Genomic DNA, 13,266 nt, shown 5'->3' with positions numbered 1-13,266 from the left:
ATGCCAAATAAAATTGGTTTAAAGTTATATAGAACATTCATACTACTATTTTTAGGTATTGTAGGAGTTTGTTGCGCCCAAAAAGAACCCCAGTACACCCAATACATGTACAATATTGGCAGTTTTAACCCCGCTTATGTAGGGACTGTGGAAAGTCCTGAAATAGCAGGCCTTTATAGGGCACAATGGATAGACATTCCCGGTGCACCAAGAACCATGCGTTTTGGTGCGAACATTCCTTTTTCGAACGAAAAAATGGGTCTTGGGTTTAATGTGGTTCATGATGAGTTGGGACCATCAGGGCAAACATATATTGATATTTCGTATTCCTATCAGATTAATCTCTCCGATATTACCAAACTCTCCTTTGGAATGGTTGCAGGGGGTTCGCTCTTAAATTTGGATTATTCTGAAGGTACCGTTGTAAATCCATCTGACCCGATAATACTAGGTGAAAATCTAAGTAATTTTTACCCCACTGTAGGTGCTGGAATTTTTCTTTATGAAGACGATTGGTATATGGGGCTTTCAATCCCTAATTTTTTAACCAACGGTCTTTATAATGATGAAGTGGCAACTGTGGTTGAAGACAATATACAGTTCAATGCAATAGGGGGTTACGTTTTTGAATTGTCTGAAAGAACAAAATTTAAACCAGCTTTTTTAATCAACTACCTTCAAGGTTCACCGGTCAATGTAAATTTATCCGCTAATTTTCAGTTTATCGATGCACTTACAATAGGTGCTTCATACCGATTTGACAATGCAATTAGTGGTTTGGCAGGGGTACAGGTATCCAATGCCTTGTTTTTAGGGTATTCATATGATTACAATACAAATGGACTGGGAGAATTTAGCGGAGGCTCACATGAGGCAATATTGAAATTTTACATTGGACGAGGTGGTTTTGGAAGCGGAAGCTCCAAAACAAAAAGTAAGGACAAGAATTTAAAAGGTAAACCAAAACAGATAGATTCTCCAAGATTTTTCTAATATGGAAAAGGCAAAAAGAATAAGTATTACAGTATTGATTTCCTTTTTTGGTATGGTCATTTGTTTTGCCCAAAGTAAAAAGTCAAAGGGAGACAATTACTTTTTTCAATACGACTATCAGAAGGCGATAAATGCATATGAATCTGATTTGACAAAAGGCACAATTTCAAATCAACAATTTGTGAATTTGGCTGACGCTTACTTTCATGTCAATAATTTTGAGAAGGCTTCGGAAATTTATTTATCAGTATACAACAAAGATACTGTGATTGGCAACCATAGACTTAATAAATTATTGGAGAGCTTATCAAAAACTGCCAATAAGGAGCGTTTAGAAACATTTTTGCAAAGTATGTCTTCAAGGTTTCAAAAAGAATTTTTGGAAAATTTTGAGTTTAACACTCAATTGTTGGAGAACAATAGAGCTATTGACCAAATGGATTTTCAAATCTTCAATTTAAATGGGAATAGTCCCCAATCTGATTTTTCACCTTCGTTTTATGGAGAAAAGTTGTTGTTTTCAAGTGGTAGGTCGCAGATTTCCAAGAGAAGATACGCTCCTGCAGGTGAAGGATATTTAAATATTTATGAGGCCGGTATACAGGCCAATGGTCAAATATTGACGGCGCAACCTTTTTCTGAAATTAGCAGTTCTAACTTTCATAAAGCAACACCTTATTATTCCCAAGAGTTGCGAAGTTTTTTTTATGTGATGTCAAACACGGAAGATGGTGAATTGTCTTTTGATGACAATGGAAAAAATGCCTTGGCAATAGGAATGCAAATTAAAGATGGTAGATTTCAGTTGTTGCTCAAAGATTTGAGTACTTCTTTTTACTACCCATTTTATGACCAAAAAACGGAAAGACTGTATTTTTCCGCAAATTTTGAAGAAGGTTTTGGTGGTACGGACATTTACTATGTGCATACCAACCGGGGTCAGATTATGTCAGCTCCAATCAATCTGGGTCCAAGAATAAATTCAGCAGGGAATGAAATTGCCCCATATATTTTTGAAAACAGTTTCTACTTTTCTTCGGATGTTTTTTATGGATTAGGTGGAATGGATATTTATAAGTCGAACGTTGAAGGGGATACGTTTAGCATACCGGTTAACCTTGGAAAAGGGGTAAATTCTTCAGATGACGACTTTGGTTTGATCATACGGAATGATGGAGACGGTCTTTTGGGATATATTTCTTCAAATAGGCCTGGAGGAAAAGGGAAAGATGATTTATATGGATTTAAGGTTGATAAAAAACCAGGTCTTAAAACCTTAACATTCAAAGGAAAAGTAATAAAGGCCTATGGAAATTCTGATGTTGTGGACAAAGTGGCCGTTCGGTTATGGGATTCAAACATGGCGCTATTGGCAGAAACCTATTCGGATGATAATGGAAATTACAGACTTGAAATTCCTTGGGTAAAAGAATTGGTGTTAGAGTCTTACAAAGACCGATATTCCTCAGTTACCAAAAAATTCTCGGAAGAGGAACTTAAAGGTGTTGAAAATATAAATTATAACATTGAAATTTCGGCGTATGAAGATTTAGTGGAAAAGAAAGAGGGTCAGGCCGTGGTAAAACTTAAAAAATTCTTCTTTGGGAGAAGTCGTGCCCAACTTACTCCAGAAATAGAAACAGAATTGGATAAAGTTGTTGCCTTTGTGAAAGATTTTCCATCTGTACAACTTCGAATAGAAACGTATACGGATAGCAGGGGAGGCAGCAGTACTAATTTTAGGTTAACCCAAGACCGTTCGGATGCGATTAAAAACTACTTAGTCCAAAACGGAGTTTCATCTTCCAATATTCTGTATTCCGTTGGCTATGGCGAAAACAAGATTATAAATAATTGTACGAATGGTGTTTTCTGTTTGGAAATGCTGCATCAACAAAACCAGAGGTCATTAATAGTAATTCTTAATGACAATATTCTTTTTGAATAAATCAATTCAAAAAATAATCCAGCAATAGTATAAGGCAAAAAGGGATAGAAAGACTATTCCCAAATACGTCAATATTCGTAAACCAATTTTTGGCCTATGTTCCTCAGGTATATCATTACCAAGTACTGTTTTTAAATTCATCCATCCTATAAGCGGTGCCATTACAAAGGAAACAAAGGTAGCCAAAGCAACAAGGGTGCCCATATTTGCGCTGAATTGCAGGATTACGAACCAATTTAATACAGCCATAAGTATAACAACAATAGCAAAGAAATTCTTGTTTTGAAATGCTATTTTCTGTGGAAAAAGTTTTTTTAGGACATCAATACTAACCCTTGAAACTGCATCATGGGCAGTCATACATGTGCTGAACATTGTTGCAAAAGCAGCTACGGCTATAAGTATGTAAGCCCATTTGCCAATATTGACGGTAAAAAGGTTTACAACTTGATCGGCAAAAACAACAGCATTGCCACTAAGTTCTGTGCCGGTTCCGTATAAGGTCATCCACCCAATAATCAAAAACAAAACAGCAAGAAGAGCGGTAAGAAAGTAGCCAAGATTGAACTCTTGAAGTGCTAGCTTTAACGTTGGTTTTTCCTTCATGGTTTTGGTGTTTTCAATACTCCAAAGACTAACCCATCCAGATGCTTCAACTGCTGTAGGCATCCAACCCATAAGGCCTATTAAGAAAAGTACTCCGACCTCATTAAAAATTTCAGGACGTTGAAAAGAATCTGCACCCGGAACCTGCCCCTTTTGTAGAACCACCACAGTAGTTATTATTAAGCTTACAAATAAAATGGAAATAACGGCTTTTAATGAGTTTTCCAAGAATTTATACCTACCGATTATAAGTACCGAACTTATAAAAACAAAAACACCGAGAGCAACAGTACTCAAACCAATACTTGAAATTTGAAATAAATTCATCAAGAGTCCAGCAGTCACCACATAGAGGGCTGCCAAAAGTGTGAATATGGACACAATGGTGACCATGGCATAAATCCAAAGGTATTTTTTTCCCAAGTTTAAATACCCTTGGATAAGGCTTTTTTCTGTAACAGCTGTGTAACGAATTCCAAATTCAAAAAATGGATATTTTAAAATGTTTGCCAGCAGTATGGGAATAATCATTACCCACCCGTATTGAGCTCCAGCTTTTGTTGAAAGTACCAAATGGGAGGTGCCAATGGCCATGCAGGCAAACAACAATCCAGGGCCTAGGTTTTTTAATAGAGTTTTGAGTTTTGACATAAAAGCTAGAAGTACGGCCAACTAAAATAGTATATTTATATAATTTCTTAAGAAATTATACTTTAAATAAGAATTACGTTAAAATATTTAATTGAAAATCCGCTCTAAAATTGGGAAAGGACTATTGGTATCAATTCTTGTAATTGTGCTGGTTTATTCCTTCGGTCCCAAGGTAGATAAACCACTTTTAAATGTAGAATTGCCAAAGGTTCCTTCTGATTTGATTCAATTAGAAGAATGGGTCAATACCAAGGAAACTGCAGTTGCCAATATAAAACCGAATAATGAGTCACAGATAATATGGTCTGATAGTATCCCGACAAAAACTGAATACAGCATTGTTTATTTACATGGGTGGTCTGCAAGTAAAATGGAAGGCAATCCAATTCATATTGAAACTGCAAAGCATTTTGGTTGTAATTTGTATTTACCTCGTTTGGCTGGGCATGGTTTGGATGAGGAAAAGGCCATGCTAAATTTAACTGCGGACCAGGTTTTGAATTCTGCGAAAGAAGCTATAGCAGTTGCAAAACAGCTTGGTGATAAAGTGATTATAATGGCAACATCAACAGGGGGAACATTGGCATTGTACCTTGCTGGTGGTGATGCGGATATTGCTTCAATTTTATTGTATTCGCCCAACATTGAGATATATGATAAAAACGCCAAGCTTCTAACCGGCCCATGGGGTTTACAATTGGCAAAAGCGGTTAAAAAGAGTGACTATCATGAATTTGAAGCCAGTGCGGAAAAGAAGAAATATTGGACCACCAAGTATAGAGTGGAAGCCTTGACTCACTTACAGGCTTTGGTTGATAATACGATGATTTCGGAAACTTTTCAAAAAGTGGACCAACCCGTTTTTCTGGGGTATTTTTATAAAAATGATTCCATTCAGGATAATGTGGTTTCGGTACCCGTAATGCTTAAAATGTACAATGAATTGGGAACAGATGCCTCATTAAAGCGAAAAAAAGCTTTTCCAGATGTTGGAGATCATGTGATGACTTCTTCAATAACATCAAAAGATTTAGAATCCGTACAGCAAGAAACAAATCGTTTTTTAGAAGAAGTTTTAAAACTTAAAAGCTCCGAACGCGTTTTTAATTAAATCAAGTCTTTGGGGAACAAGCATATTTCACATGTAAATAGTGTCTATAAAATCCCATCTTTTTACTTCTTATAATAGTATACTCAAATACTGATTTGTAAAAGATGAAATTTCCATATAGTTTGGGTTGGCAAAGCAAACGATTTTTAAAACTTGTTTTGATTTTAGTATTTCTTTCTGGATGTTCGGAAAGTCCCAACGACCCTACAAATATTGACCCTGAAGTTATTATTGAAGAAGAGGAGGAAGAGGGCTATTCTACAATAGAACTGAATCTAAGGGTTCATTTAATGCAAGATATAACCATGGTTCACCCTACGGGATGGATAATGGAGAGTTGGGTTACTCCAGAAGATGTTACAAAAACTATTATGCCCGAATTAAATTCTATTTGGGAGAAGGCTGGGGTTCATTGGAATGTGGAATCCATTATTGAAGAAAACGTAGTTAAGGGCGAAACCTATCAAGAATCTTTGGTTTTTATAGTCAATGCGGTAAGGAATTCCAATGGAAATTCCGACCCGGAACGTTTGCCACACTTATACTCATTAATGCAACCAGAGCACAGGAGCACGGAAGAACAATTGGAAAAGAACTTATTTCATATCTATTTATTTCCATTTATTGGGAATACTTCCCAAGGGAATGCAATGTCAGGTTTTGGTTACCATAGTGTTGTGGGTACCTATACAAATAAGCATAATGGTGGCGGTGTTCCTGAAAAAACATTATTGACCGAAAGTCAAAGCTATTTCAATAGAGGGTCCTTATCCAGAACTATAGCACATGAAATTGGACATGTCTTGAATTTGAACCATAATGAATGTAATGATAGATGTCTTATGGGAGGTATAAATTCAGATGGTTATTTGCTTACGGAAGGTCAAATAATCACTTCACGAATAGAGGCCGTAGGACGCTCGTTCGATTAAAAGTTCTTTGCGTTGTAGATTTTCAGAAAATCTACAAAACCCGTAAGAATTTAGCCTTTTTATTTTGATTTAAAAATCGCACAAAAATTAAATCTATATTATCATATGTTTAATATAAAGTATTTTTTATGTGTATATTTTTAGATACAACGATTTTTCGTGTGTATTTTAACGAAAAACATATTTTTCATTGAAAATATAATAATCTTGTCTACGAAACATAGAAATTTTACTTAAAATATATAGAAACTAGCTACAATTATTAACCCTTTTAATTCTAATTTATGCAAAAAGATAGTGAACTGGCACTTGCCTCAGATACTAATTTTAGCATTCCTGAAAAATTAGATGAGCTAGTATCCGAAATAGGCAAGAACAAAATGTTTGTTGTAAAAAGTTCGGAAACAATTATATGGGAAAATTTAAAAAATGGAGATGAGACTGCACTTGGGGAGCTTTACAAGCTACATATAGACGCATTATTTTCATATGGAATAGTTCATTCGCAAGACAGGGGTTATGTCATGGATTGTATTCATGATTTGTTTGTGGATTTATACAAGTATAGAAAGAGCCTATCAAAAACAGATAATGTAAAATATTATCTATTCAAGTCGCTTAAGCGAAAAATCAATAAAAAATATCACCGAAAAATTATTCCGGTTTCCATGGAATATGATTTTCTGCTAAACGATACACTGAAGAACTATACCAAATCACATGAAGAAGAGATAATTAATGACGAACGTAGTTCTGAAAAGAGCGCAATGCTGTCAAATGCATTGAACACCTTAACTAAAAAGCAAAGAAAAGGGCTATATCTCAGATTTAATCAGCAAAGAACTTATGAGGAAATATCTGAGATAATGGGTGTTTCCGTACAGAGCGCAAGAACTACAATTTATAGGGCTTTAAAAACATTGAGATAACCGCATCTGTCATGTTGATTAATACAAAAACACAAAATATTTGTCTATATAATTCCCAATTCCCCCTTACTGTTTATGATGCTGAATTTGAAGTTAAAATCTAAAAAGCATCAAATTATTCAACATAAAATATGAAAGAAAAAAATCCTAATAAAATAAAGTTTTTACCCATTACGGAAGAGGAAAAAAAGGATTTGGAGGATAAAATTTTCGTTTCAATACAAAAACGAAAATCAAGGAAAAGAAAAACCCGATACCTCATCGGAGTAGCCGCTTCAATAGCGCTGGTTGTTGGTGTTGGATTTCTTTTTTATGAGACTCCCACAAAAGCACCCTCAATTATAGATTTTGTGAATGCATCCAGTGGGGTGGAATCTAAATCTGATAAGGTGGTTTTAATGTTGGGAGAACAGGATAGCTTAAAAATAGACGAAGAAATTACCACGATACACTATTCCAGTACGGGACAGAATGTAACTATTGGATCTACCAAAACCATAAATCAAGAGATAACTGAGGATGCCAAGATGGTATACAATACATTGCTTGTACCTTATGGAAAGCGATCGAAGATTGAGCTTTCAGATGGTAGTATGGTGTGGCTAAACTCAGGGTCGAGAATGGTGTACCCGGCAGTTTTTAATGGAGATAAAAGAGAGGTATATATTGAGGGAGAAGCGATTTTTGAGGTTGCACATAGGAAGAGCCAACCCTTTATCGTAATATCCCAAGATCAAGAAATTGAGGTTTTGGGTACTGTGTTTGGTGTCACCAATTACTTAGATGAGAACTCAATAAATACGGTGCTTAAGAGTGGTAGTGTACAAATTAGCTATCACAATAATTCATCTTCATCAATAGAGACGGATAAAATGAAGATATCACCCGGAACAAAGGCCAGTTACAACAAGAATACTAAAAGCATTATTTCTGAAAAGGTGAATGTGGATACTTATTTCTCATGGAGAGAAGGATTTCTGGTATTTAATAAAAATAACCTTGAATTTATAATGAAAAGAATTTCAAGATACTACAATGTTGAAGTTAACATTGAAGATGAGGTCTTGACCACAGAAACCTTTTCGGGTTATTTGGATTTGAACGAGGATATAGAAAAAGTAATAGAGAGCATAAAACAGAGTACGAACATGGATTATGAGCTCAAGGAAAATGAAATAATAATCAATTAAACCCAATAAAGTCTATGAAGTAAATTATTTGAGTTAGTAGTTAGTGAAAAGCCAGAAGATGCTCCAACATCTTCTGGCAATTAAAATCAACATTGCTGTATTGTACAGCAACATTAAATAACCAAAACAAAAATATGAAAAATACCTTACGCGTCGGAATTCTAACGATTATGAGAATATTTCTATTGTTTATCGGTGTTGGACTTTCATCAGTTTATGCAAACTCTGTATTGGCACAAAACAAAATACAGATAGATGTAAAAGACATCTCTGTGCAGGAATTTTTTGAAGAAATTCAAAGCAAGAGTAACTATGTCTTTTTTTACAAGGATGATGTTTTAAATACCAATAAGAAAATCTCATTGAAACTTAAAAATGCAAAAATGGCAACTGTATTGAACAGGGCATTTTTAAACACGGATCTAAGCTACAAGATTATTGGTAAGCAAGTAGTCGTAAAAAAAACACCGGATGAATCTTCCATTGATTCTTTAGAGGAAAATGAAATGGCCCTCCAGCAGACTGTAAGTGGAAAAATCAGTGACTCCAATGGAGAGCCCTTGCCTGGGGTAAATGTACTCGTTAAAGGAACCACTACCGGTACGCAGGCAGATTTTGATGGTAATTATAGTATCAATGCTTCAGATGGAGCCGTATTGGTTTTTTCTTATCTAGGAATGCTGTCCCAAGAAATTGCGGTGGGTAATCAAACCACAATAAATGTAATACTTAAAGAAGATGTAGCTTCTTTAGAAGAAGTTGTTGTTGTGGCATATGGTACCACAACCAAAGAATCAATCACAGGTTCTGTAGGAGTCGTAAAAAGCGAAACTTTTGAACAAGCTCCTGTTTCAACTTTTGAACAAGCCTTAAGAGGAAGCACGGCGGGTTTGCAGGCAACTGCAGTAGATGGCGCACCCGGAGGAAATACCCAAGTAAGAATAAGGGGTATAGGTTCGATTAATGCATCCAGCGAACCTTTGTATGTTATCGATGGGATTCCAATCCAAGCAGGAAGTATTGGAACCATTGATAATGATGGGAACAGCACAAATGTAATGGCTGCCATTAACCCTAACGATATTGAATCCATATCCGTGCTAAAAGATGCAGCTTCAACTGCAATTTATGGTTCAAGAGGGGCGAACGGTGTTATTTTGATTACTACAAAATCAGGGAAATCCGGAAAACCAAAAATCACGTTTAAGGCACTGACTGGTTTTAATTCACAAGCATATAATAACATCCTAAAACCATTAAATGCAGCACAGTATACAGAGTTGTATTTAGAAGGATACATCAATAGGGGGGATACACCTGCAGAGGCGCAAGCTAGATTTGATGCAACCTTTCAGCAATTGATAGATCCTACTACTGGGGAGCCAACGGATACCAATTGGTTGGATGCCATTACAAGAACAGGAATAACCCAGAGTTATGACCTAAGCGCAAGTGGAGGAACAGACAAATTGAAGTACTTCTTTTCAGGAGCCTATTTTGATCAAGAAAACTATATTATAGGGTCAGGATTCAAAAGACTAAGTGCGCGTAGCAATGTAGAATTTAAGGCAACGGACTATTTAACAGTATCTAATAATATATCCGTATCCAACCTTACATCAAATACCTTTTTTGATGGAGGGTCTTTTAACAATCCTTTTAAAAATTCATTGGAACTTTCCCCACTCATTCCCATTTATGATGAACAGGGTAGGTTCAACGGAGATCATGCCAATTATTTTCCCCTTGGTGGAGCAAACCCAGTGGGTAGTTTAAGTGGAGATGATTTATGGGAAAACAAACAAATACGTGTTATTGACAATTTTGCAATATCAATAAATCCAATAAAAGATTTAACCTTTCGTTCGCAATGGAATTTCGATTTACTTTCACTAAACGAATCTAGATACCAAAACCCAAGATATGGAGGAGGGAGAAATGCAGGAGGTTCTGCATATGAAGCACAAACAGCAATTAGAACATGGGTGGGTACCCAAACTTTGGATTACAATATAACATTTGGGTCTGCACACAACCTAAGCTTATTGGCAGGTTATGAGGCGCAAAAAACGACAAGTGAACGGTTTAGTGCTTCTGGGACACAGTTTCCCAACGAAAGCTTGAGAACATTAAACAGCGCATCGGCAGAATTTGCTATTAGTGGTTCAAAATCTGAATATACTTTCGCGTCTGTATTTTCAAGGGCAAATTATAACTATGATAACAAATATTTTCTTTCTGCCAGCATTAGACGTGATGGGTCATCAAGATTTGCACCTGATAATAGATGGGGAACATTTTATTCCGTAGGGGGAAGTTGGGTAGCATCAAATGAAAGTTTCTTAAATGATATTTCTTTTTTGGATTTACTTAAAGTAAGAAGTTCATGGGGTGTTATTGGAAACGCGGGAATTGGCAATAATGCATATCAAGGATTTTACAATTATGGACAAGATTATGACGGAAGTCCTGGTGGATTCCCCGCTCAGATAGAAAGTGAACAGTTAGGATGGGAGACTCAAGAAAATTTTAATATAGGTCTGGATTTTAGCATTTTCTCTAAAGTAAGTGGTACAGTGGAATATTTTAAGCGGACATCTTCCGATTTGATATTGAATGTACCTATCTCACGTACAACAGGATTTACAAATCTCACCCAAAATTTTGGTGATATGACCAATTCTGGTCTAGAACTGAGTTTAAATGTAGATGTTATCAATAATGAAGATTTTTCATGGAATGTTGGTTTCAATACCACATTTTTGAAAAATGAAATCACAAAACTTGAGTCGGACTTTAACTCAGGAGCATACCGAAGGGAAGTAGGTCAAGATTTTCAATCGTTTTATTTATTTAATTGGGCGGGCGTAAATCCAGATAATGGAGACCCACAGTGGTATACCGATGCTACCAAAACAACAATTACGAACGATTTGAGCGAAGCTGAACGGTTTTTTGATGGTAAGACGGCAACTCCAGACTTTTTTGGAGGTTTTAATACACTTCTTACCTACAAAGGAATCAGTTTGAGCGCTAATTTTATTTACTCTTATGGAAATCACATATTTGATGCTAGAGCTCGTGGTAGTCTAGCAGATGGTAGGTTAACACCAAGAAGTACGGCAACATTCATTTACGACAATAGATGGGTGCCTGGTAAAACGGATGCATTGGCACCAAAATTCATTTGGGGCGGTAGTCCTGGCAGTGGAGAATCCAATAACTCCAGATGGCTATATGATGGCAGTTATCTAAGATTAAGAGATTTGACTGTGGCCTATGATTTCCCAGAAGAAATTACCTCAAAATTAAATCTAAGTTCCATAAGGATTTTTGCTAGGGGAACCAATATACTGACGTTCGTAAAAGAGGATATTCTTTACATTGATCCTGAGCAAGCCATTAATGGTAGCTATACTGGCCAAACACCAGCACTGAAGACAATAGCTCTTGGTTTAGATATTCAACTTTAAAATTTGAAAGAAATGAAAAAATATATAATAGCACTATTGACAGTAGTTTCATTCACTATTTTGTCTTGCTCAGAATCTTTTTTAGAACTTCCACTGCAGCAAGCTGTAGAGAATTCCGAGGCTTTAACAAATCTCGAAGACTTTGAATCTTCCATAACAGGTTTGTACAATGAAATTTCTGGTTCGGAGTATTATGGACGCTACATGCTTTTAATTCCAGATGTCATGGCGGATGATGTTAAACAAAATGCGCAGGCCAACAGAATTGAGGATTACGCAGAGCATATTGTTAGAGTTTCAGATGGTGATGCAAATAGTTTGTGGACCACAATGTATGCAGGAATAAATGGGGCAAATGCAATTATCAATTCTGAAGTAGTTGTACCAGATGCAGTACAAGATGAACAGAATCATATTATAGGTGAAGCTTACGCATTAAGAGGTTTAATTTATTTCGATATGGTTCGATTTTTTGCGCAGCACTATACATTTACTGCCGATGCCAGTCATTTGGGAGTTCCAATTGTATTGGAATTTGATTCTACTGGGGAACCATCCAGAAATTCTGTCAACGAAGTTTATAATCAGGTGATTTCAGATATGACTATGGCAATTTCATTAATGGATAGCGATTCCAGAAGTGGAAATTCCAACACATTGTCTTCAACATCTGTAAAAGCATTATTGGCAAGGGTATACTTGTACAAGGAAGATTGGAGCAATGCCGAAGCTATGGCAACAGATGTAATAGGTTCAGGTGAATATAACTTGGTTTCAAACGCTAATTATTATGATTTGTGGACCAATGATAACAGTTCGGAATCCATTTTTGAAATATCGATGACCGAAGCTGATAATGTTGGAGGTGGAGGTCTGGCTGGATTATATCTGCCCGAAATATTTGGAGATTACTTGCCTTCTAACGATGTAGTTTCTTTATATGAAACTGAAGATGCAAGATTAAGCACTTTTGAAGAAGATCCCCTACTCATAGGCGAATTTGCCCCATATAGGATGATTAAATACCCAGATATCAATGGTTTTGACAATGTTAAGGTTATTCGTTTGGCTGAAGTGTATCTCATAAGAGCAGAAGCTAGGGCGGAATTAGGAACAAATGTTGCCGGAGCCCAAGATGATTTAGATGCGGTGCACCAACGCGCAGTTGCGGCAGCAGCTGATAATGCGGATACTGGAGATGCTCTGGATGATGCCATTTTTCTGGAAAGAAGATTGGAATTGGCATTTGAAGGACAAAGACTGTGGGATTTAATGCGGAAGAAAATGGATGTTGTGCGTACCAATTGTACATCTCAAACATGTTTGATTCCATATGCTAGTGAAACGGTTATACTACCAATACCACAAAATGAAACGGATGTTAATCCGAATATCGAACAAAATCCTGGATATTAATTCCATGGATAGAAGTG

General features: G+C 36.2%; 9 protein-coding genes. 8 read left to right on the top strand and 1 reads right to left on the bottom strand.

Going from position 1 to position 13,266, the window contains the following annotated elements:
- Together AAY42_RS08895 and AAY42_RS08890 are read left to right on the top strand one after the other, a co-directional pair.
- On the top strand, positions 1-993 hold the full coding sequence (locus AAY42_RS08895) for a PorP/SprF family type IX secretion system membrane protein (RefSeq protein ID WP_055394333.1): 993 nt from the start codon (positions 1-3) through the stop codon (positions 991-993).
- 1 nt (position 994) lies between these two features.
- The gene (locus AAY42_RS08890; RefSeq protein ID WP_055394331.1) at positions 995-2,941 is read left to right on the top strand and encodes an OmpA family protein; all 1,947 of its coding nucleotides are present in this window, start codon (positions 995-997) and stop codon (positions 2,939-2,941) included.
- A gap of 6 nt (positions 2,942-2,947) precedes the next feature.
- Here AAY42_RS08890 and AAY42_RS08885 read toward each other — a convergent pair whose 3' ends face one another.
- Complete coding sequence (locus AAY42_RS08885) at positions 2,948-4,198, bottom strand: NRAMP family divalent metal transporter (RefSeq protein WP_055394329.1); 1,251 nt, start codon at positions 4,196-4,198, stop codon at positions 2,948-2,950.
- A 91-nt stretch (positions 4,199-4,289) separates the two neighbouring features.
- Here AAY42_RS08885 and AAY42_RS08880 point away from each other — a divergent pair, with 91 nt between their 5' ends.
- From AAY42_RS08880 to AAY42_RS08855, 6 genes are all read left to right on the top strand, one after another.
- The gene (locus AAY42_RS08880) at positions 4,290-5,309 is read left to right on the top strand and encodes an alpha/beta hydrolase (RefSeq protein WP_055394327.1); all 1,020 of its coding nucleotides are present in this window, start codon (positions 4,290-4,292) and stop codon (positions 5,307-5,309) included.
- Positions 5,310-5,413: 104 nt separating this feature from the next.
- Positions 5,414-6,241: a zinc metalloprotease gene (locus AAY42_RS08875; protein ID WP_055394325.1), complete on the top strand. Its 828-nt coding sequence runs from the start codon at positions 5,414-5,416 to the stop codon at positions 6,239-6,241.
- Between the two features lie 284 nt (positions 6,242-6,525).
- Positions 6,526-7,170 (top strand): RNA polymerase sigma factor, encoded by a 645-nt coding sequence (locus AAY42_RS08870; RefSeq protein ID WP_055394323.1) that lies wholly within the window; start codon positions 6,526-6,528, stop codon positions 7,168-7,170.
- Positions 7,171-7,301: 131 nt separating this feature from the next.
- Entirely contained in the window at positions 7,302-8,360 is a 1,059-nt protein-coding gene (locus AAY42_RS08865; RefSeq protein ID WP_055394321.1) for a FecR family protein, read from the top strand.
- Between the two features lie 134 nt (positions 8,361-8,494).
- Complete coding sequence (locus tag AAY42_RS08860; RefSeq protein ID WP_055394319.1) at positions 8,495-11,833, top strand: TonB-dependent receptor; 3,339 nt, start codon at positions 8,495-8,497, stop codon at positions 11,831-11,833.
- 12 nt (positions 11,834-11,845) lie between these two features.
- Complete coding sequence (locus AAY42_RS08855; RefSeq protein WP_055394318.1) at positions 11,846-13,249, top strand: RagB/SusD family nutrient uptake outer membrane protein; 1,404 nt, start codon at positions 11,846-11,848, stop codon at positions 13,247-13,249.
- Positions 13,250-13,266: the final 17 nt, after the last annotated feature.

This window comes from Flagellimonas eckloniae, assembly GCF_001413955.1.
GTDB classification, from domain to species: Bacteria; Bacteroidota; Bacteroidia; order Flavobacteriales; family Flavobacteriaceae; genus Flagellimonas; species Flagellimonas eckloniae.
The sequence above is the reverse complement of the archived record's forward strand: the minus strand, read 5'-3'. Positions and strand labels throughout refer to the sequence as shown.